The 21,683-nt window shown below is 59.5% G+C and carries 19 protein-coding genes; 14 read left to right on the top strand and 5 right to left on the bottom strand.

Annotated features, from left to right (window positions below; translation table 11 throughout):
• Position 1: 1 nt before the first annotated feature.
• From rpsE to bfr, 11 genes are all read left to right on the top strand, one after another.
• The gene (gene rpsE, locus QWI18_RS16180) at positions 2 to 502 is read left to right on the top strand and encodes a 30S ribosomal protein S5 (protein WP_037017729.1); all 501 of its coding nucleotides are present in this window, start codon (positions 2 to 4) and stop codon (positions 500 to 502) included.
• Positions 503 to 504: 2 nt separating this feature from the next.
• Positions 505 to 681, top strand: a complete 177-nt coding sequence (gene rpmD, locus QWI18_RS16175) for a 50S ribosomal protein L30 (RefSeq protein ID WP_028621547.1) — start codon at positions 505 to 507, stop codon at positions 679 to 681.
• Between the two features lie 3 nt (positions 682 to 684).
• A complete protein-coding gene (rplO, locus tag QWI18_RS16170; protein ID WP_369319267.1) occupies positions 685 to 1,116 on the top strand; it encodes a 50S ribosomal protein L15 in 432 nt (143 codons plus the stop codon).
• Positions 1,117 to 2,448: a preprotein translocase subunit SecY gene (gene secY, locus QWI18_RS16165; protein ID WP_065988454.1), complete on the top strand. Its 1,332-nt coding sequence runs from the start codon at positions 1,117 to 1,119 to the stop codon at positions 2,446 to 2,448.
• Positions 2,449 to 2,476: 28 nt separating this feature from the next.
• Positions 2,477 to 2,593, top strand: a complete 117-nt coding sequence (rpmJ, locus tag QWI18_RS16160) for a 50S ribosomal protein L36 (RefSeq protein ID WP_002555468.1) — start codon at positions 2,477 to 2,479, stop codon at positions 2,591 to 2,593.
• Between the two features lie 131 nt (positions 2,594 to 2,724).
• Complete coding sequence (gene rpsM / locus QWI18_RS16155) at positions 2,725 to 3,081, top strand: 30S ribosomal protein S13 (protein WP_037017739.1); 357 nt, start codon at positions 2,725 to 2,727, stop codon at positions 3,079 to 3,081.
• A gap of 30 nt (positions 3,082 to 3,111) precedes the next feature.
• On the top strand, positions 3,112 to 3,501 hold the full coding sequence (gene rpsK, locus QWI18_RS16150) for a 30S ribosomal protein S11 (RefSeq protein ID WP_002555466.1): 390 nt from the start codon (positions 3,112 to 3,114) through the stop codon (positions 3,499 to 3,501).
• An 18-nt stretch (positions 3,502 to 3,519) separates the two neighbouring features.
• Positions 3,520 to 4,140, top strand: coding sequence for a 30S ribosomal protein S4 (rpsD, locus tag QWI18_RS16145; protein ID WP_037017742.1), 621 nt, complete (start codon positions 3,520 to 3,522; stop codon positions 4,138 to 4,140).
• A gap of 22 nt (positions 4,141 to 4,162) precedes the next feature.
• Positions 4,163 to 5,164 (top strand): DNA-directed RNA polymerase subunit alpha, encoded by a 1,002-nt coding sequence (gene rpoA / locus QWI18_RS16140; RefSeq protein ID WP_007970428.1) that lies wholly within the window; start codon positions 4,163 to 4,165, stop codon positions 5,162 to 5,164.
• 42 nt (positions 5,165 to 5,206) lie between these two features.
• A complete protein-coding gene (gene rplQ / locus QWI18_RS16135; protein WP_065988453.1) occupies positions 5,207 to 5,593 on the top strand; it encodes a 50S ribosomal protein L17 in 387 nt (128 codons plus the stop codon).
• 252 nt (positions 5,594 to 5,845) lie between these two features.
• A complete protein-coding gene (gene bfr / locus QWI18_RS16130) occupies positions 5,846 to 6,310 on the top strand; it encodes a bacterioferritin (protein ID WP_369319266.1) in 465 nt (154 codons plus the stop codon).
• Between the two features lie 72 nt (positions 6,311 to 6,382).
• Here the strand turns inward: bfr and uvrA are convergent, their stop codons facing one another.
• Positions 6,383 to 9,217, bottom strand: a complete 2,835-nt coding sequence (gene uvrA / locus QWI18_RS16125) for an excinuclease ABC subunit UvrA (protein WP_369319265.1) — start codon at positions 9,215 to 9,217, stop codon at positions 6,383 to 6,385.
• A gap of 189 nt (positions 9,218 to 9,406) precedes the next feature.
• Here uvrA and QWI18_RS16120 point away from each other — a divergent pair, with 189 nt between their 5' ends.
• Together QWI18_RS16120 and QWI18_RS16115 are read left to right on the top strand one after the other, a co-directional pair.
• Positions 9,407 to 10,801 (top strand): MFS transporter, encoded by a 1,395-nt coding sequence (locus QWI18_RS16120; RefSeq protein ID WP_065988450.1) that lies wholly within the window; start codon positions 9,407 to 9,409, stop codon positions 10,799 to 10,801.
• 9 nt (positions 10,802 to 10,810) lie between these two features.
• Entirely contained in the window at positions 10,811 to 11,350 is a 540-nt protein-coding gene (locus QWI18_RS16115) for a single-stranded DNA-binding protein (RefSeq protein ID WP_037017756.1), read from the top strand.
• Positions 11,351 to 11,441: 91 nt separating this feature from the next.
• On the opposite strand, the gene QWI18_RS16110 is transcribed toward QWI18_RS16115, so the two are convergent.
• The 3 genes from QWI18_RS16110 to QWI18_RS16100 are packed head-to-tail and all read right to left on the bottom strand — an operon-like array spanning position 11,442 to position 14,961.
• Complete coding sequence (locus QWI18_RS16110; RefSeq protein ID WP_369319264.1) at positions 11,442 to 11,921, bottom strand: DUF1348 family protein; 480 nt, start codon at positions 11,919 to 11,921, stop codon at positions 11,442 to 11,444.
• Positions 11,922 to 11,970: 49 nt separating this feature from the next.
• On the bottom strand, positions 11,971 to 12,549 hold the full coding sequence (locus tag QWI18_RS16105; RefSeq protein ID WP_369319270.1) for a TetR/AcrR family transcriptional regulator: 579 nt from the start codon (positions 12,547 to 12,549) through the stop codon (positions 11,971 to 11,973).
• Positions 12,550 to 12,606: 57 nt separating this feature from the next.
• Positions 12,607 to 14,961 carry an FdhF/YdeP family oxidoreductase gene (locus QWI18_RS16100; RefSeq protein ID WP_369319263.1) on the bottom strand — a complete coding sequence of 785 codons (2,355 nt, stop codon included), beginning with the start codon at positions 14,959 to 14,961 and terminating at the stop codon, positions 12,607 to 12,609.
• Positions 14,962 to 15,178: 217 nt separating this feature from the next.
• On the opposite strand from QWI18_RS16100, the gene QWI18_RS16095 reads away from it, so the two are divergent.
• Complete coding sequence (locus QWI18_RS16095) at positions 15,179 to 17,332, top strand: mechanosensitive ion channel family protein (RefSeq protein ID WP_369319262.1); 2,154 nt, start codon at positions 15,179 to 15,181, stop codon at positions 17,330 to 17,332.
• Positions 17,333 to 17,335: 3 nt separating this feature from the next.
• Here the strand turns inward: QWI18_RS16095 and QWI18_RS16090 are convergent, their stop codons facing one another.
• Complete coding sequence (locus QWI18_RS16090) at positions 17,336 to 21,649, bottom strand: crosslink repair DNA glycosylase YcaQ family protein (protein ID WP_369319261.1); 4,314 nt, start codon at positions 21,647 to 21,649, stop codon at positions 17,336 to 17,338.
• Positions 21,650 to 21,683 lie beyond the last annotated feature (34 nt).

The raw sequence follows: 21,683 nt of genomic DNA, 5'->3' as shown, positions 1-21,683 counted from the left end.
TATGTCAAATAACGACCAAAAACGCGACGAAGGCTACATCGAGAAGCTGGTACAGGTTAATCGCGTAGCAAAAACCGTTAAAGGCGGCCGTATCTTCACTTTCACCGCGTTGACCGTGGTTGGTGATGGTAAAGGGCGCGTTGGCTTCGGCCGTGGCAAGTCACGTGAAGTGCCTGCCGCGATCCAGAAGGCAATGGAAGCTGCTCGCCGCAACATGATCCAAGTTGATCTGAACGGCACCACGCTGCAGTACGCCATCAAGTCCGCTCATGGGGCTTCCAAGGTTTACATGCAGCCTGCGTCGGAAGGTACTGGCATCATCGCTGGCGGTGCAATGCGCGCCGTTCTCGAAGTTGCCGGCGTCCACAACGTTCTGGCCAAGTGCTACGGTTCGACCAACCCGGTCAACGTTGTTCACGCAACGTTCAAGGGTTTGAAAACCATGCAGTCCCCTGAGTCCATCGCTGCCAAACGCGGCCTGAACGTTCAGGAGATCTTCTGATCATGGCTACCGTTAAAGTAACGCTGATCAAAAGCATGACCGGCCGCATCCCTAACCACAAATTGTGCGTTAAGGGTTTGGGTCTGCGTCGCATCGGTCACACTGTAGAAGTCGTTGATACCCCGGAAAACCGTGGGATGATCAACAAGGCTTACTACATGCTGCGAGTCGAGGGTTAATCGATGAAACTCAATGATCTGAGTCCAGCGCCGGGTTCCCGTCGCGAAAAGCATCGTCCGGGCCGTGGTATCGGTAGTGGTTTGGGTAAGACCGGTGGCCGTGGCCACAAGGGTCAGACCTCCCGCTCCGGTGGCACCATCGCTCCGGGCTTCGAAGGCGGCCAACAGCCGTTGCATCGTCGTCTGCCTAAGTTCGGCTTCGTCTCTTTGAAAGCTATGGATCGTGCTGAAGTTCGCACCTCCGAGCTGGCTAAAGTTGAGGGCGTCGTCACTGTGCAGTCCCTGAAGGATGCCAATGTGATCAACCAAAACGTACAGCGTGTGAAAATCATGCTGTCCGGTGAGGTTACTCGCTCAGTCACCCTCAAAGGTATCGCAGCCACCAAAGGTGCGCGTGCGGCTATCGAAGCAGCTGGCGGCAAGTTCGAGGAATAAATGGCTAAGCAAGGTGCTCTCTCAGCGCTAGGCAAAAGCGGCGGGTTGTCCGAACTCTGGGCTCGTCTGCGTTTCCTGTTCCTGGCGATTATCGTCTATCGGATCGGTGCGCATATCCCAGTTCCGGGTATCAACCCTGACCGACTGGCGGACCTGTTTCGACAGAATGAGGGGACCATTCTTAGCTTGTTCAACATGTTTTCCGGCGGTGCGCTGGAGCGCATGAGCATCTTTGCACTGGGGATCATGCCGTATATCTCGGCATCGATCATCATGCAGCTCATGACCGCAGTCAGCCCACAGCTGGAGCAGTTGAAGAAGGAAGGTGAGGCTGGTCGTCGTAAGATCAGCCAGTACACCCGCTATGGCACCGTCGTCCTGGCCCTGGTTCAAGCCATTGGCATGTCCATTGGCTTGGCCGGGCAGGGCGTTGCGTTCTCAGCAGATATCGGCTTCCACTTCGTTGCAGTCACCACGTTTGTTGCTGGTGCGCTGTTCATGATGTGGCTGGGCGAGCAGATCACTGAGCGCGGTGTTGGCAACGGTATCTCGATGTTGATTTTTTCGGGTATCGTCGCCGGTCTTCCGAGAGCGATCGGGCAGTCTTTCGAGTCTGCACGCCAAGGTGATATCAATATCTTCGCTTTGGTCGCCATCGGTTTGCTGGCAGTAGCGATAATCGGTTTCGTGGTGTTCATCGAGCGTGGTCAGCGTCGTATTGCTGTTCACTACGCCAAGCGTCAGCAGGGCCGTAAGGTCTTCGCTGCGCAGACGAGCCACTTGCCGTTGAAAGTGAACATGGCGGGTGTTATTCCTGCCATCTTCGCGAGCAGCATCTTGCTGTTTCCGGCTTCGCTGGGTGCCTGGTTCGGTCAGTCTGAGGGTATGGGCTGGTTGCAGGACATCTCGCAGTCGATCGCACCTGGTCAGCCGTTGAATATTCTGCTGTTTAGTGCAGGGATTATTTTCTTCTGCTTCTTCTATACGGCGTTGATGTTCAATCCGAAAGACGTAGCGGAAAACCTGAAGAAGTCCGGTGCCTTTATTCCGGGCATCCGTCCTGGTGAGCAGTCGGCGCGCTATATTGATGGCGTTCTGACTCGTCTGACCATGTTCGGTGCTCTCTATATGATGGCCGTATGTCTGCTCCCACAGTTTCTCGTGGTCGCTGCAAACGTGCCGTTTTACCTTGGCGGGACCTCGTTGCTGATCGTGGTCGTGGTTGTGATGGACTTCATGTCCCAAGTGCAATCGCACCTCGTTTCGCACCAGTATGAATCCCTGATGAAGAAAGCCAACCTGAAGGGCTACGGCAGCGGCATGCTGCGCTGAAGCACCCATAAGGTTCGAGGAGTTGGTGATGAAAGTTCGTGCATCGGTGAAAAAGCTGTGCCGCAACTGCAAGATTATTCGCCGCGAAGGTGTTGTTCGAGTAATTTGCAGCGCGGAACCACGTCACAAGCAGCGCCAAGGCTAAATGTGATCTGTGCTAAAAGCCCAGCAGCTAGTGCGCTGCTGGGTTGATTATTTGTTATTACAGCGATATTATCTCGCGCCCTATTTCTTGGCTTCCGGGGCGTAGGTAGCTGTCAATTGGAGTCCCACTGAATGGCCCGTATTGCAGGCGTTAACATTCCAGATAACAAGCATACTGTTATCTCGCTGACCTACATCTATGGTGTTGGTCGCACAACTGCACACAAAATCTGTGCTACTACCGGGGTTAACCCGGCGGTGAAGATCAAAGATCTGAGCGACGAGCAGATTGAACAGCTGCGTGGCGAAGTCGCGAAGTTCACCACTGAAGGTGATCTGCGTCGCGAAATCAACATGAAAATCAAGCGCTTGATGGACCTCGGTTGCTATCGCGGTCTGCGTCATCGTCGTGGTCTTCCAGTGCGCGGTCAGCGTACCAAGACTAACGCGCGTACCCGTAAAGGTCCGCGTAAGCCGATCCGCAAGTAATCGCCCCAGCGAATCGACAGGAATTAAATCATGGCAAAACCTGCTGCTCGTCCTCGTAAAAAAGTTAAAAAGACAGTGGTTGATGGCATCGCCCACATCCATGCATCTTTTAACAACACAATCGTGACCATCACCGACCGTCAAGGTAACGCTCTTTCCTGGGCAACCTCCGGTGGTTCGGGTTTCCGCGGTTCTCGCAAGTCCACGCCGTTCGCTGCTCAAGTAGCTGCTGAACGTGCTGGTCAAGCTGCGCTGGAATACGGCCTGAAAAACCTCGACGTCAATGTCAAAGGTCCAGGTCCAGGTCGTGAATCTGCTGTCCGTGCTTTGAACGGCTGCGGCTACAAGATCGCCAGCATCACCGACGTGACGCCAATCCCGCATAACGGGTGCCGTCCGCCGAAGAAGCGCCGCGTGTAATCCAGGAGATTGTAAAGAATGGCTCGTTACATTGGTCCAAAATGCAAACTCGCTCGTCGCGAAGGCACCGATCTCTTTCTGAAGAGCGGCGTGCGCGCGATCGAATCGAAGTGCAACATCGAAGCAGCACCTGGTATCCACGGCCAACGCCGCGGTCGCCAGTCCGACTACGGCACTCAACTGCGTGAAAAGCAGAAAGTCCGTCGTATTTATGGCGTTCTCGAGCGTCAGTTCAGCGGCTACTACAAAGAAGCTGCCGGCAAGAAAGGCGCAACTGGTGAGAACCTGCTGCAACTGCTCGAATGCCGTCTGGACAACGTTGTATACCGCATGGGGTTTGGTTCGACTCGTGCCGAATCGCGTCAGCTGGTATCGCACAAGTCGGTCAGCGTAAACGGCAAAACCGTTAACGTTCCGTCCTACCAGGTTCGTGCTGGTGACGTAGTGGCAATTCGTGAAAAAGCGAAGAACCAACTGCGTATTGTCCAGGCTCTCGATCTGTGTGCCCAACGTGGCCGCGTAGAATGGGTAGAAGTAGACACTGAGAAAAAATCTGGCGTCTTCAAAAGCGTTCCAGCTCGCAGTGATCTGTCCGCCGACATCAACGAAAGCCTGATTGTCGAGCTCTACTCCAAGTAAGGGCTAGAAAATAGGTGCATCCATGCAGATTTCGGTAAATGAGTTCCTGACACCCCGCCACATTGATGTGCAGGTTGTCAGTCCGACCCGCGCCAAAATCACCCTCGAGCCTCTCGAGCGTGGTTTCGGCCATACCCTGGGCAACGCGCTGCGCCGCATCCTGTTGTCCTCCATGCCCGGCTGTGCAGTAGTCGAGGCCGAGATTGACGGTGTGCTCCATGAGTACAGCGCCATCGAAGGTGTACAGGAAGATGTCATTGAAATCCTGTTGAACCTTAAAGGTCTGGCTATCAAGCTGCACGGTCGAGACGAAGTTACGCTGACCTTGTCGAAGAAGGGTTCGGGGGTGGTTACCGCTGCCGATATTCAGCTGGATCATGATGTCGAGATCGTTAACCCCGATCACGTAATCGCTAACCTGGCGTCTAACGGCGCCCTGAACATGAAGCTCGTTGTAGCTCGTGGTCGCGGTTATGAACCAGCAGACTCGCGTCAGAGCGATGAAGACGAAAGCCGCAGTATTGGTCGCTTGCAGCTCGACTCTTCGTTCAGCCCGGTCCGTCGCATTGCATACGTGGTGGAAAACGCCCGTGTCGAGCAACGTACCAACCTGGACAAGCTGGTTATTGATCTGGAAACCAACGGTACTCTGGATCCTGAAGAGGCTATCCGTCGTGCGGCAACCATCCTGCAACAGCAGTTGGCTGCGTTCGTCGACCTCAAAGGTGACAGCGAACCCGTTGTAGTCGAACAGGAAGACGAGATCGATCCGATCCTGCTTCGTCCGGTTGACGATTTGGAACTGACCGTACGTTCGGCCAACTGCCTTAAGGCGGAGAACATTTACTACATCGGCGACCTGATTCAGCGCACCGAAGTAGAACTGTTGAAGACTCCGAACCTGGGCAAGAAATCCTTGACCGAGATCAAGGACGTTCTGGCTTCTCGTGGTCTCTCCCTCGGCATGCGCCTCGACAACTGGCCGCCTGCAAGTCTTAAGAAGGACGACAAGGCGACTGCCTGATCGTCGTAATCACCGAACGTAGTGTTTGGTAAGGAATGAACCATGCGTCATCGTAAAAGTGGACGTCACCTGAGCCGTACCAGCTCTCACCGCAAGGCCATGTTCCAGAACATGGCGGTGTCGCTGTTCGAGCACGAGCTGATCAAAACTACCCTGCCGAAAGCCAAAGAACTGCGTCGCGTTGCTGAGCCGCTGATCACCTTGGCTAAGATTGACAGCGTTGCTAACCGTCGTCTGGCATTTGACCGTACCCGTTCGAAAGAAATGGTCGGCAAACTGTTCAACGATCTGGGCAAGCGTTATGCAACTCGTGAGGGTGGCTACCTGCGCATCCTCAAGTGCGGCTTCCGCGCTGGCGACAACGCGCCAATGGCGTACGTCGAACTGGTTGATCGTCCTGTCGGTGGTTCTGTAGAAACCGCTGAATAAGACATCAGTCATTACAAAGAACCGGGCCTAATGCCCGGTTTTTTGTTGCCTGCGATAATCGTCCCCTGGTAACCAGATTGTCTCGAATATGGGGTGACTCTAAGTGATAATCGGAACCCTCCTCATTTCCCGCCCTTTTCGGTACCAAATGGCCGAATTTCGCAGTATTTCTGACTTTATTTGCTATTCCATAGGGTGACCAACCAGTCTGGTTGGTTCAAACTAACGCCTTTCACGAGGAGATGGACGGCGATGCAAGGCCACCCGGATGTAATTGATTACCTCAATACCCTGCTGACTGGCGAACTGGCTGCGCGCGACCAGTATTTTGTCCACTCGCGGATGTACGAAGATTGGGGTTTCAGCAAGCTGTACGAACGTATCAATCACGAGATGGAAGAAGAGGCTCAGCACGCTGATGCGTTGATGCGCCGGATTCTGATGCTCGAAGGCACCCCACGCATGCGTCCGGACGACCTGGATGTGGGTACTACGGTCCCCAAGATGCTCGCCAGCGATCTTCGTCTGGAATACAAGGTCCGAGCCGCGCTGTGCAAAGGTATTGCGCTCTGTGAGCAGCACAGGGATTACGTCAGCCGTGACATCCTCCGCATTCAGCTCGCCGACACGGAAGAAGACCATACCTACTGGCTTGAAAAGCAGCTGGGCCTGATCAAATCCATCGGCCTCGAGAATTACCTTCAGTCGCAGTTCTGAGGACTGAAAAGCTCGCTACAAAAAAGCCCCTGCCGCAGATCGCGACAGGGGCTTTTTATTAGGAGCATGCGATTAGGCGCGATCACGCTCCAGGAGCGGCTTCAGATAGTGGCCGGTGTAGGACTGTTTCATTTCCGCCACCTGCTCGGGCGTACCGGTAGCGATGATCTGTCCGCCTTTCGAACCGCCTTCCGGGCCCAGGTCGACCAGCCAGTCCGCGGTCTTGATCACGTCCAGGTTATGCTCGATCACGACGACCGTGTTGCCGTGATCTCGCAGGCGATGCAGGACGTCCAGCAATTGCTGGATATCCGCGAAATGCAGACCCGTGGTGGGCTCATCGAGGATGTACAGCGTCTTGCCGGTGTCACGCTTGGACAGCTCGCGAGACAGCTTCACACGCTGGGCTTCGCCACCGGAAAGCGTGGTCGCCGACTGACCCAGCTTGATATAGGAAAGACCCACATCCATCAGCGTCTGCAACTTCCGGGCGAGGGCAGGTACGGCGTCAAAGAACGTCCGCGCCTCTTCGATCGTCATCTCCAGTACTTCGTGGACGTTTTTGCCCTTGTACTTGACCTCAAGCGTCTCACGGTTGTATCGCTTGCTCTTGCACACATCGCAAGGGACGTAGATGTCAGGCAGGAAATGCATCTCGACCTTGATCAGGCCGTCACCCTGACACGCTTCGCAGCGACCCCCTTTCACGTTGAAGGAGAATCGGCCAGGCCCGTAACCCCGTGACCTTGATTCAGGCACGCCCGCGAATAACTCACGGATGGGTGTAAACAGCCCGGTGTACGTCGCAGGATTTGACCGTGGTGTACGCCCGATTGGGCTCTGGTCAATGTCGACGACTTTATCCAGGTGCTGCAGGCCGTCCATGCTGTCGTGTGCCGAAGCCTCAAGCGTCGTTGCACCATTGAGTGCGGTGGCGCTGAGAGGGAACAGCGTGTTGTTGATCAGCGTCGACTTGCCCGAGCCCGATACACCGGTCACGCAGGTCAGCAGGCCGATTGGAATTTCCAGATCGACGTTGCGCAGGTTGTTGCCGCGCGCGCCTTTGAGTTTGAGCGACAGCTTTTTATTACGCGGCGTGCGCTTGGCAGGCACAGCGATCTTCACCCGGCCCGACAGGTACTTACCCGTCAACGAGTCCGGATGATCCATCACTTCCTGCGGCGTGCCTTCCGCGACGATCTTGCCGCCATGCACGCCTGCGCCCGGACCGATGTCGACTACGTAGTCGGCCAGTCGGATGGCATCTTCGTCGTGCTCAACCACGATCACCGTGTTGCCGATGTCTCGCAGGTGTCGCAACGTCTCCAGCAGACGATCGTTATCGCGCTGATGCAAGCCGATTGATGGCTCATCGAGGATGTACATGACGCCGACCAGGCCGGCACCGATCTGACTGGCCAGACGAATCCGCTGCGCCTCACCGCCAGAGAGCGTATCGGCGCTACGGTCCAGTGTCAGATAGTCCAGCCCGACATTAACGAGGAACTGCAGGCGCTCGCGAATCTCTTTGAGAATCTTGTCAGCGATTTCACCGCGGCGGCCTGTCAGCTTCAACTCGCCAAAATAATTGGTAGCGTCGCCAATAGGCATGTTGGTCACGGCGGGAAGTGTCTTCTCGCCGACCCACACGTGACGCGCTTCACGGCGCAACCGCGTGCCACGGCACTCGGGGCAGGGCTGGGTGCTGAGAAATTTCGCCAGCTCCTCGCGGACTGTGGTCGATTCGGTTTCCCGGTAACGGCGCTCCAGATTGGGAACGATGCCTTCGAACGGGTGCGCACGTTTGACGATGTCGCCACGGTCGTTCAAGTAACGGAAGTCGACGCTGTCCTTGCCACTGCCGCCCAGCAAGACCTTCTGCAGCTCGGCAGGGAGCTCCTTGAACGGCACCTCGAGGCTGAAGCGGTAATGCTTGGCCAGCGAGCCGAGCATCTGGAAGTAGTAGACGTTACGCCTGTCCCAGCCACGGATCGCGCCTTCTGCCAGCGTGAGTTCGCCATTGACCAGCCGCTTGGTGTCAAAGAATTGCTTCACGCCCAGGCCGTCGCAGGTTGGGCATGCGCCGGCAGGATTGTTGAACGAGAACAGCTTTGGCTCCAGCTCACTGATCGCATGACCGCAGATCGGACAGGCGAAGCGCGCGGAGAAAATGATCTCTTCGCCTGGCTCATCGTCCATCGGCGCGACCAGCGCAATGCCATCTGCCAGCTTCAGCGCGGTTTCAAAGGATTCGGCCAAACGCTGTTGCAGGTCTGAGCGTACCTTGAAGCGGTCAACCACGACGTCGATCGAATGCTTTTTCTGCTTGTCGAGCTTCGGCAGCTCGTCCAGCTCGCACAGACGGCCGTTGACCCGGGCACGTACGAAACCCTGAGCGCGGAGCTCTTCGAAAACCGCCAGGTGCTCGCCTTTACGCTCCCGAACCACGGGAGCAAGCAGCATCAGTTTCGCGCCTTCGGGTTGTGCCAGCACCAGATCGACCATCTGGCTGACGGTCTGCGCCTCCAGAGGAATGTCGTGATCCGGGCAGCGCGGCTGGCCCACTCGTGCATAGAGCAGGCGCAGGTAGTCGTAGATTTCGGTGATGGTGCCCACGGTCGAGCGCGGGTTGTGGGACGTAGACTTCTGCTCGATGGAAATGGCCGGGGAGAGGCCTTCAATCGTGTCGACGTCCGGCTTCTCCATCATCGACAGAAACTGACGCGCGTAGGCGGACAGCGATTCAACATAGCGGCGCTGGCCCTCGGCGTAGAGCGTATCGAACGCCAGGGACGATTTTCCTGAGCCGGACAATCCGGTGATGACGATCAGCTTGTCGCGTGGAAGGGTCAGGTCGATGTTCTTCAGGTTGTGGGTTCGAGCCCCACGAATCAAGATCTTGTCCAAAGCTGGCCTCGCACGGCGGGCGTGTAAAACGTGGAAGTATACGGGGAAATACTGGATGGATACACACTATTGAAGGGCGTGCCGCCTCACTCGGAAAAAAGAATATTCCTGCGATGCGCGGCAAACCGTCGTATGTGCTCTAAACGATGGGACTGGTAGAATCGCCGCCGGTTCATACGAGGTTTCTTCATGCACGATTCTCACAGCGAGCGCATGAGCGGCAGCGAAACCCGCGCGGCGGGCGGTCTGGCGCTGGTGTTCGCCTTCCGTATGCTTGGCATGTTCATGGTGCTCCCCGTACTCGCCACTTACGGGATGGACCTGGCCGGCGCGAGCCCGGCACTCATCGGTCTGGCGATCGGCGCTTATGGCCTGACACAGGCGGTGTTGCAGATTCCGTTTGGCATTATCTCCGATCGCATCGGCCGTCGCCCCGTCATCTATTTAGGGCTGATCGTGTTTGCGCTCGGCAGCGTGCTGGCCGCCCAGTCCACCTCGATCTGGGGTGTGATCGCCGGTCGGATCCTACAAGGCGCGGGTGCTATCTCCGCGGCGGTCATGGCGTTGCTGTCCGATCTGACCCGCGAGCAGCATCGCACCAAAGCCATGGCGATGATCGGCATGACGATTGGCGTGTCGTTCGCCGTTGCGATGGTGGTCGGCCCCATTCTGACCAGTGCATTCGGATTGTCCGGACTTTTTCTGGCGACCGGCGCGATGGCGCTGGTGGGCGTGGCGATCGTTGCCTTCGTCGTGCCTAAGTCCACGGTGACCCTGCAGCACCGGGAATCCGGTCTGGCACGACAGGCATTGGGCGCGACGCTTCGTCATCCCGACCTGTTGCGTCTGGACTTGGGTATCTTCGCGTTGCACGCCATGCTGATGTCCAGTTTCGTTGCATTGCCGCTGGCGCTGGTCGAAAAAGCCGGCTTGCCCAAGGAGCAGCACTGGTGGGTGTATCTCACAGCGCTGCTGATTTCTTTCTTCGCGATGATCCCTTTCATCATCTACGGCGAAAAGAAGCGTCAGATGAAGCGGGTCTTGCTCGGCGCCGTACTGGTGCTGATGCTCACTGAGCTATTCTTCTGGGAGTTCGGAGACACGCTGCGGGCGCTGGTCATCGGCACTGTGGTCTTTTTCACCGCATTCAATTTGCTCGAAGCTTCGCTGCCGTCGCTGATCAGCAAAGTGTCTCCGGCGGGCGGGAAGGGCACGGCGATGGGGATTTACTCCACCAGTCAGTTCCTGGGTTCGGCGGCGGGGGGCATCCTCGGCGGGTGGCTTTTCCAGCACGGCGGACTGGATGTTGTGTTCCTCGGCGGCGCCGGGCTCGCCGCCATCTGGCTGGCGTTTGCTGTTACCATGCGCGAACCTCCCTACGTAACCAGCCTTCGCTTGCCGTTGTCGCCCGAGGCTCAACGCGACACAGGCCTTGCCGATCGCGTGTTGGCCGTACGCGGAGTAACAGATGCAGTAGTGGTCGCCGATGAGGCTGCCATCTATATCAAATTTGACAAAGAACTGTTGGATCGGGCGTCTTTCGACGAAGTGGTCAATCCAGCGTCGGAAACGTGTGAAGCCTAGGAGAACGTTATGGCCCGTGGGGTTAACAAAGTCATATTGGTCGGCACATGCGGCCAGGATCCCGAAGTCCGCTACATGCCTAACGGTAATGCCGTGACCAACCTGAGTCTGGCAACAAGCGAACAGTGGACTGACAAGCAAACCGGTCAGAAGGTCGAGAAGACCGAATGGCACCGTGTTTCGATGTTCGGCAAGGTCGCCGAAATCGCCGGCGAGTACCTGCGCAAGGGTTCGCAGGTTTACATCGAAGGCAAGCTGCAGACCCGCGAATGGGAAAAAGATGGTATCAAGCGTTACACGACTGAAATCGTCGTCGACATGCAAGGCACCATGCAATTGCTCGGTGGCCGTCCTCAAGGCGACGGCGCTCCACAGGGCCAGGGTGGTGGCGGTTATCAGAACTCCCAGAACTCGGCACCGCGTCCGCAGCAGCAGGCACGCCCACAGCAATCCGCTCCTCAGCCACAGCGTGAATCACGCCCTGCGCCGCAACAAGCGCCGCAGCCAGCGCCTGATTTCGACAGCTTCGATGACGACATTCCTTTCTAAACACCGCGTGATCCAGCCGCGATAACGCAGCAAACAAAAGCCCCCGCACAGCTCAGTTGTCGGGGGCTTTGTTTTGGGTCGCGTTCGAGGGTTACAAACCCAGATCCGATAACCCGGGATGATCGTCAGGACGGCGTCCCAGCGGCCAGTGAAACTTGCGCTCTGCCTCTTTGATCGGCATGTCATTGATGCAGGCGAAACGCCGCGCCATCAAGCCGTCTTCATTGAACTCCCAATTCTCGTTGCCGTACGAGCGGAACCAGTTGCCTGAATCGTCGTGCCATTCGTAGGCGTAACGGACCGCGATGCGGTTGTCGGTGAACGCCCAGAGCTCTTTGATCAGGCGGTACTCGAGCTCCTTGTTCCATTTGCGGATCAGGAAATTTTGCGCCTCTTCACGGTTCTCGACGAAATCGGCGCGGTTGCGCCATTGGGTGTCGAGTGTGTAAGCCAGCGAGACCTTTTCAGCGTCCCGGCTGTTCCAGCCATCTTCAGCCAGGCGAACCTTTTCAATGGCGGATTCTCGGGTGAAAGGGGGAAGTGGCGGGCGAGTTTGGGCATTGGACGACATGATGGACCTCCAGGCGGTGATGATTCGGCGGTGGGTGGGACGTGTGTGGCTAGGAACTGGAACGCAAGCGCTGTTCGAGCATCAACTGGGCAACAGCCTTGGCGCTCTCTGCAGCACTGTAGTCGCCCATAACGCGAGCGACGGTGATCGCGCCTTCCATGAGGATGAGCAGCTGTCTGGCAAGAGTGTGCGGATCGGCAATCCCGAGCTGCTCGCAGAGCTCCAGCGTGTAATCCAGCAGTTTCTGCTTGTGCAGCGTGGCAATAAGACGGATGGGGTCCTGTGGATCGCCAACTTCGCCGGCGGTATTGATAAACGCGCAGCCGCGAAAGCCTTCGGACTCGAACCAGCCTTTGAGCACATCAAACATATTTAGAACGCGCGCTTCAGGGGTGTCGGCCTTGCTTGATTCAGTCCGAAACCAGTCCATCCAGCGTACGTCACGTGCGTTGAGCGCAGCAGCCGCGACCTCGTCTTTGGTAGCGAAGTAGCGATAGATGCTTTTCCTCGCGACGCCCGACGTCTTTACCAGAAGGTCCATGCCGGTGGCCTGAATGCCATTCTGGTAAATAAGCTGTTCGGCGGTTGCGAGGATTTTCTCGCGGGTATTGGCCGTTGATGTATTCATGATGCAGAAGGTAGAACGTCCGTTCTCCCGCGTCAAGCCGCTCCTCCAAGAACAGGCTCAGCGCACCTGGTCAGACTCCGGCAGCGCGCGTTTCAAATCCTCTGCACTGGGTGATGCCTTGGCCAGCGTTACCGGGATGGATTTAGCCGCAGGCACCTTGCTGCGTTCAGCGTGATGCCACAACGGAACGAGTGGATTGCACTCGGGGTAGTACGCCGCGCAGCAGTTCTCGGGGATGTCATAGGCAATGATCTGCAGAGGTCCTACCGAACGCGTGACCTGAGGCTCGATGGCGGTGGTGACGTTGACCCAGTCTCCCGGTTTGAAGCCCATTCGCAGGACGTCGTTGCGGTTCATGAAGATGACCGCGCGGGTGCCGCTCACGCCACGGAAGCGATCTTCGTAGCCGTAAATCGTGGTGTTGAACTGGTCATTGCTGCGCAACGTCATCAGTTGCAACACGTCGCGGCGTGTGTGGTTCGGGTACACGTCATCGTTTTCTTCGAGCAATTCGGGCGTGATGAACATCGCGCGGCCACTCTCGGTTTTCCATTCACGCTTCGCTGCCGCGATGGGGCGATGAAAGCCGCCGGTTTCCCACATGCGGGTTTCCATGTCGTGGAAAATCTCGGGATAGACCTGAGCGATGCCCTGACGGATCAGCGCGTAATCGCGGCGCCAGGCGTCCCAATCGATCCGGGTGGCACCGGGTAATGTTGCCTCGGCAATGCCAGCGAGGATCGCGGCTTCGGCGCGGGCGTGGGCGCTGGCCGGTTCGCTGTTACCCTGCCACGCCCGCACGCAGCCGGTGCTGTCTTCGGTGGTATAAACCTGCTCGACGCCGTTTTGCACATCCTTTTCGATGCGCCCGAGGCAGGGCAGGATCCATGCATTTTTCCCCGGAACCAGGTGAGTACGGTTCAGCTTGGTGGCGATCTGAACGTTCAGGTCCAAGGTATTCCAGGCCGGCTCCATGCGGGACGTGTCGGGGATCGCCCGCAGAAAATTCCCGCCGAGCCCGATGAATCCGCGCACGCTCCCGTCCAGAAGTCCTTCGCAGGTCTCAACGGTATTCAGGCCTTTTTTCGAGGGGACCGCGAAGCCATACAGTGCCTCAATCTTATCCACAGGAATCTTGTTCGGGTCTTCGGTAATGCCGACGGTGCGCTGGCCCTGCACGTTGGAGTGACCGCGCACCGGGCAAATCCCGGCGCCGCGCTTGCCGATGTTGCCGCGCAGCAGGAGCAGGTTCACCAACATCTGCACGTTAGTCACGCCGCGCCGGTGTTGGGTGATGCCCATGCCGTAAACCAGCATCACGCGCTCGTGTCTGGCGTACACCGTCGCCACCGCCTCCAGCGCGCTGCGGCTCAGTCCTGCCTGACGCTCGATGGTGTCCCAAGGCATTTCGAGCGCGCAGTTGCAGAACTCGGCGAATCCTTCGGTGTGCTGGGCGATAAACGCCTGATCGATGATTCCGGGCTGACCCTTAGCCAGCGCCGCCTCGTCCATTTCGAACAGCGATTTGGCAATGCCCAGCACCACCGCCGTGTCGCCACCGATTGCCAGCTGGTGATATTGAGTGCTGATGACCGTCGATTTCGGCCCGAGCATTTCCACCGGGGACTGCGGATTGACGAAGCGTTCCAGGCCGCGCTCGCGGATCGGATTGAACGTGATGATCGGCACGTCACGCTGTCGCGCTTCACGCAGCTGATGCAGCATACGCGGGCTGTTGCTGCCCACGTTCTGGCCGAAAAACAGGATGCAATCGGTGTGCTCGAAGTCATCCAGCGTCACTGTTCCTACCGGTACGCCGATACTTTCCTGCAGGCCGACCGACGTGCTCTCGTGGCACATGTTCGAGCTGTCGGGCAAATTGTTGTTGCCGTAGGCACGGGCGACCAGTTGGTACATGAACGACGTTTCCAGCGAGGCCCGCCCCGATGCATAAAAAACCACGCTCTCCGGCGTCATGCTTTTCAGCTGCGCGCCAATGTCGCGGTAGGCCTCCTCCCACGTGGTTTCCTGGTAACGATCAGTTCCAGCGTTGTACCGCATGGGGTGCGTGAGGCGGCCCTGTTGCTCAAGGTCGTAATCGGGCCACTGGCGCAACTCGGTGAGGGTGTGCCGGGCGAAAAAGGCCGGGTCGGTCTTCCGCGACGTCAGCTCCCACGCGGTGGCCTTCGCGCCGTTTTCGCAGAACTCCAGGCTGTGGGGTTTGCCGGGCTTGGCCCATGCGCAGCTGACACAGGCAAACCCGCCCGGCTTGTTCTGCTTGATCAGCGGCAGGCCTGCACGAATCGGTGCCTGCTCACGCCAGATGATCTCCATCACCGACTTCGCCGAGCCCCAACCGCCGGCGGCAGAGGTGTAGGGGCGGAAATGGGCTTTGGGATGGATGAGCGACATGGAGTTGATCCTCGGCGGAGCGGGCGCACTGGAGACAGTCGCCCTCGTAAGGCTACGACGAAGCGGCTCGGTAAAGGTTCGTTACATTTGTCGGTAAGAGGACCGTCAACGGCCAACATGACGATTGCGTGTCGGAGCGAACTTGCCGGGTGAAATCCGATCAGTGTCAGAGGGCCGTTTTTTCCACGGTTCCCTGATCGAAGGAGTGACTTGCGTTTTGCCGAATTTCAAACCCTTTCTGTTGCTTTGCCTGCTGTTAAGCGTTTGCAGCGTCAATGTTCAAGCCGCTGACGCCCCCGCCGCAACAACCGCTGCCGCTGCGGCACCCGCCGATTCTGCACCGGAGGATCCCGCCAAAGCGGAGATTCTGGTCAAGGGAGGATTGCTCGGCGCCATCAGTTCCAGCATCGACAGCGTGCAAGACAAGCTCGATGTGGATGGCCACCTGCTCGACTCCTGGCGTCTGCGCGCTGACCGCGCCGCCGACGAGATCGACGCGCTGGTCAACAAGCCGCAGTCGCGCTCAGCGTGGCGGATCGCCGGCGATTTCGTGATGCTGTCCCTGGTGTGGGCGGGGGCGTTCCTGCTGCTCAATCGCATCGGCGCGTTCCTCGTCACCCGGCTATCGCGGCACCGGTTTTTGATTCGCCGTGATCGCGTGGTCGGGGTGCTGGGTTATATGCTTCCTTATATGGTGCCGGCGCTCATCTGCCTGCCGCTGACCCTGTACGTCAGCCACTTCATGCCGACATCGGTCGGACGCGCGCTGGCGCTGTGTCTGGCGTACTCGACCAGCAGCGGGATTTTCTCCACCTCGGTGCTGTTGTCCCTGATTGTGCTGTTCAACTCGGGCCATAAACGGCCAGCGGTGCGCATCATTCGTCACTACGCGCCGCATCCGCTGTTCATCATCGGCTTTCTCGCGGCGTTGAGCGACGCGTTGACCAGCCCGCAGATTGCCCGGCTGTTTGGTGGCAACGTGACCACCAGCATCGCGGCGTTCACCGGGCTGATGGCGTCGGTCATGTTTGGCATGGTCGTCATCCGCATGCGTCGGCCGATCGCCCATCTGATCCGCAACCGTTCCCTCGGCGCCCGGCTGGCGCGGCCCGCGGTGCAACAGACGCTGAAGATTTTCTCCAGCCTGTGGCACTTGCCGATCCTGCTGATGATTCTGGTCTCGGCGGTGAATCTGATCGGTGCCGGCGAAGGCAGTCAGGAAGCCCTGCGTTGCGCGTTGCTGACGACAGTCCTGTTGATTGGCGCGGTGTTTCTGAGCACCTTGTTCCAGCACGTGTTCAAGCCCACCGAGACGCGGACCGACAGTGTTTACAAGGAGCGTCTGCTGAGCCTGTTGCACGCGGTCATGCGTATTGCGCTGGCGATCGGCTTCATCGAGTTGCTGGGCCGGATCTGGGGTTTCTCGCTGTTCGAATTTGCCCAACGCAATGCACTGGGCAAAGTGATCAGCGATTCCCTCAGCAGCATCGGCCTGATTCTGTTGGTGACCTGGCTGCTATGGGTGGTGATGGACACGGCCATTCAGGAAGCCCTGAAGCCTGCGGCCAATGGACGTTCCGCGCGTCAGCCGAGCACGCGGGTGAAGACCATCCTGCCGCTGCTGCGCAACGCGATGAAGATCATCCTCGTGGTGATCTGCACCATCACGACCATGGCCAATCTGGGCATCAACGTCGCGCCACTGCTGGCCGGTGCGGGGGTTGTCGGTCTGGCGATCGGCTTCGGTTCGCAGCAGTTGGTGCAGGACGTTATTACCGGCCTGTTTATCATCATCGAGGACACTATCTCCATCGGCGATTGGGTGGTGCTGGATTCAGGCCATGCCGGCACGGTCGAGAGCCTGACGATCCGTACGTTGCGTCTGCGCGACGGCAAGGGCTTCGTGCATTCGGTGCCGTTCGGGCAGATCAAGGCGGTCACCAACCAGTCGCGGCAGTTCGCCTACGCCTTCTTCTCGTTCCAGTTCACCTACGACACCGACGTGGACGCGGCGACCTCGCTGATTCGTGAAGCGGGCCAGTCGATCAGCGACGATTTACTGCTGGCGAGCAAACTGCAGGGGCCGCTGGAGGTGTTCGGGCTGGACCGCATGGACATGAATGGGATCGTCATCACGGCGCAGTTCCGTACGTCATCGGGCGGGCAGTACGCGGTGAGCCGTGCATTCAATGATCGGCTCAAGCGACTTGTGGATAAGTCAGCTGATGTGCGCTTCGCGCAAACTTATCCACAACTGGTAATGAGCCCGCACAATCGTCAGGCCCCTGAGGGGGAAGAGGGCGCCGAGCAACAAGCGCTGCCCGGCAAGACCTCGGTAGTGAACAAGGACGGGTCCGAAAGCCCGGCTTGAGATCTACCGGAACAGCCGATCGCGCACCTGCAACATCAGCGCCTCATCCACCTCGCCCCAATACTGGGGCTTGCCGGCGATGATGGCGGCGATGGGGATGCCGTCGCGGTAAACCAGCTTGTTGCCCACAATCGCCGGGACCTTCGCGCCGGGCAGCAGCGTCCCGGCGAGGTTGAGCGGGTCGACGCCGCTGACGGCAATCAAACTGCCGTCCAATGGGCGATTGCGGACTTCGCGCAACAGCGGGATGGCTTCGGGCAATGCGAATTGCTCACCGGCCAGGCCTGAAACGAAGCGCCCGCCGCGAATCTCTCCGCGTGCCTCAAGCCTGTGGAACGTGCGCAGCAGCTCGCGCCAGGTCGGCAGCCAGTCCGCCTCGCGCTCCAACAGGCGCCAGAACACCACGCCGTATCGGCGCAGCAAGGTCATGGCAACATGCTCCAGCGTGTCACTGTCGATCCGTTGTGACGCGCCTTCTTCTTTCGCCGGCGCGCGACGCAACAAAGCCCAGCGCCCGGCATCGTCCATGCCGCCAATGAAAGCGCCACGATTGCGTCGACTGGTGTGGCTGCTGCGTTTGCTCGCCGGGGTGATCAGCGCTCGCAGCCCGGCGAAGCTGTCGGCATTGACCAACCCGGCACCGACCAATTCCTGCAGTGCCGTTTCCAGCTCGGCCCGCAACAAGTGCGCTTCGCCGGTCAGCTCATCGAAAAACATCGCGCCCTGGCTCGACAATACCTCGTGAACCTTCTGCGCGCGCAGGGATAATTCAGTCGGCGCCGGCTGTTCGGTCAGCCCGGTCCACAGGCGGACCTGCGGTCGCGGCAGCAGCACAATCGGCGTACTGCGCAACGCAGCGCTGCCCACCTTGTTGCGACTGGTCAGACGCATCCACACCACCTTGCCGGACCGACACAAGTCATCCAGCCAGATCGATGAATAGTCCTTCAGGCGTGCCGGAAGAAGATCACTGTCCCAGGCGCCTGCTGCTGACGAAAACCCCTCCAGTTGCGCGACGACTTCCGGCAGCGCGGCTTTGCCCTGGCTTTGGGTCGTGGCAGACAGATGCTGCCAGTCGAACAGGAATCGGGTGAAATCCTGCAGCGACACCGGCTCGATTTCCCGGCGCAGGCGTTTGACCGTGTAACGGTGGATGCGCGACAGCAGATGCCGCTCGCACCATTCTTCCTTGCCGGCGTCAGGGTTGAACTGACCGCGCAGCACGTAACCTTCGTTCTCCAGCTGCGCGAGTGCCTGGGCGACTTCGTTCTGCGTCAGCGCCAGCGGCTCGGCAATGTCAGCCACCGTAAGCGGGCCGAAGCCGCCAAGCCGCGCCCGCACGATCTCAACCCGCGCTTCGTCCTCGTTCCACGCTTCGTCGAACCCGGCCAATGCCGCCAATGGCGGGTGCATTTCAGCGGCGGGGTAGATCGCCTGCAAACACGTCAGCCGCTCCAGAGGAATCCACAGCGCCTGTTCCGGGGTGACCTGCAAGCGCGTGCCACGACCCGAGCGGGCCAGGCTCTCCAGCCATTTCATCCAGTCGCCGTGCTCGCGGGCCTCAACGCCGGTGATGCACCCCAGGCTCATGAGCGCCTCGTGCATCTCATCCACGTTTTGCGGCTGCGGCCAGGCTTCATCGGCCACCGCTTTGATCGCATCGACATCCAGCGCGCCGAGATCGTCGGTGGATTCCGGATCGCTCCAGCGCCGATTGAGCACCGCCTGGGTGCGACGTTCTTCCAGCGGCGCGTTGTCGAGAAACGCATACGGCTTGGCGTTGAGGATTTCCGCCGCCAGCGGCGAGGGCGCAGGCAGATCGCGACTGACCAGACGCACTTCGCCGTTCTCCATGCGCCGCAGCAATTTCAGCCAGCTTTCGGCGTCCATGGCTTCATGCAGGCAGTCGTCCAGGGTCTGCTCAATCAGCGGATGCTCCGGCACTTCCCGCTCGCCCACCAGATTTTCCAGGCAGGCGATCTGGTCCGGAAACACCGTGGCGATCAGGTCATCGCTCTTGATCCGTTGCAACTGAGGCGCCACTTTTCGTCCGCCGGTGTAACGCGGCAGGGCCAATGCGACCCCGGCGTTCCAGCGCCAGCGCACGCCGAACAGCGGCGCATCCAGCACCGCCTGAATCAGTAAATGCTCGGCGGTGGCGGCGTTGAGATAACGCCAGACTTCGTCAAGCGCAAAGCTGTGCGCCGTGGACAGCGACAGCACGATGGCGTCCTCGCTGGCGGCGGCTTGCAGCTCGAAGTTGAAGGTGCGGCAGAAGCGCTTGCGCAGCGCCAGCCCCCACGCGCGATTGACCCGGCTGCCGAACGGGGAATGAATCACCAGTTGTGTGCCGCCGGACTGATCGAAAAAGCGCTCGATGACCAGCGTGTCCTGTGACGGCAGCGCGCCCAGGGCCGAGTGCGCGCGGGCGAGGTATTCAATGATCTGCTCGGCGCTGGCGAGGTCCAGGCCCAGGCTTTTCACCAGCCAGTCCGTGCAGGCCTGAAGACTGCCGGGGTGGGCGCTGAGCTGCTCGTCGATGTCGGCCTGCAAGCGGGCGACGGCGAACGACAACTCATCGCTGCGCCCCGGGGCCTCGCCCATCCAGAACGGAATGTTCGGCGGCATGCCGTGGGCGTCCTCGACCCGCACGCGGCCGGACTCGATCCGCAGAATCCGGTAGGACGTGTTGCCCAGCTGGAAGATGTCCCCCGCGGCGCTCTCCACGGCGAAGTCTTCGTTGACGGTACCGATGTTCAGCGCCTGGGGTTCCAGGACCACGCTGTAATCGGCGTTGTCCGGAATCGTGCCGCCACTGGTGACCGCCGTGAGTTTGCTGCCGCGCCGGCCACGCAACGTGCGGGTCAGCGCGTCGCGATGCAGGTACGCCGCGCGCACGCCCTGACGCCCGCTGTAGCCTTCGGCGAGCATGCTCAGCAGCGCCTGATAATGGCCTTCATCGACGTCGGCGTAGGGCGAAGCCTTGCGGAACAGCGCCAGCAGGTCCTGCTCCTGCCATTCCTGACAGCTGACCTCGGCGATGGTCTGCTGCGCCAGCACATCCAGCGGCGCCTTGGGAATGACCAGCGTGTCGAGCTCGCCGCGACGCACGCAATCCAGCAGCGCCGCGCACTCGATCAGATCATCCCGGGAAACCGCGAACAGCCGCCCCTTGGGTGTACCGCCTACGTGGTGACCGGAGCGGCCGACGCGCTGCAAAAAGGACGCGATGGAGCGGGGCGAGCTGATCTGGCAGACCAGATCGACGTCGCCAATGTCTATCCCCAGTTCCAACGACGCCGTGGCGATCAGTACCTGCAGATCACCGCGCTTGAGGCGCTGCTCGGCGTCGAGCCGCTGTTCCTTGGCCATGCTGCCGTGGTGGGCGGCAACGGCCTCGTTGCCCAGTCGCTCGCTCAAATGCCGCGCCATGCGCTCGGCCAGGCGCCGGGTGTTGACGAAAATCAGCGTGGTGCGATGTTCACGCGCCAGCACCGCGAGCCGGTCGTAGACCAGTTGCCAGACGTCGCTGGACATCACGGCGCTCAGGGCCACAGGCGGCACTTCGATAGCCAGATCCCGGGGGCGCGCGTGGCCGATGTCGACGATGGCGCACGGCCGGCTGACCGGATCGCTGCCCGCCAGAAAGCGCGACACCCGCTCGATAGGTTTTTGCGTTGCCGACAGCCCGATGCGCAGCAGCGGTTTCGCACACAGAGCCTGTAAACGCTCCAGTGTCAGGGCGAGATGACTGCCGCGCTTGCCGGCCGCGATCGCGTGAATCTCATCGACGATGACGGTCTGCGTGCTCGCGAGCATGCGCCGACCGGAGTCGGACCCCAGCAGCACGTAGAGCGATTCCGGCGTCGTCACCAAAATGTTCGGCGCGGTTTTACGCATCGCGGTGCGTTCTTTCTGCGGCGTGTCACCGGTGCGCACGGCGGTGGTGATGCGCAGCCCGGGCAGACCTTGCTGAATCAGCTGATCGGTGATGCCCGCCAGCGGGTTTTGCAGATTGATCTGGATGTCGTTGGACAGCGCTTTCAGGGGCGAAACGTACACCACGAAGGTCTCGTTCGGCAGCTCGCCACCCCGCTCCAGCCCCTGATGCACCAGATCATCGATGACCGCCAGAAACGCGGTCAGGGTTTTCCCGGATCCGGTGGGCGCGGCAATCAGCGTGGACTCGCGGCGTTTGATCAGCGGCCACGCCTGGGCCTGGGCCGCGGTAATGGCCGGGAATGTCGAGCGAAACCACGCGCTGACCGCCGGGTGAAAGGCGTCGAGCACCGGGTCGGGTGTCTGGGGAAGGTTCATCGCTAATTAATGCGGGCGCAGGCAGGCAGATGCA

It is taken from the genome of Pseudomonas sp. W2Oct36, assembly GCF_041060465.1.
GTDB lineage: Bacteria > Pseudomonadota > Gammaproteobacteria > Pseudomonadales > Pseudomonadaceae > Aquipseudomonas > Aquipseudomonas graminis_B.
The sequence above is the reverse complement of the archived record's forward strand: the minus strand, read 5'-3'. Positions and strand labels throughout refer to the sequence as shown.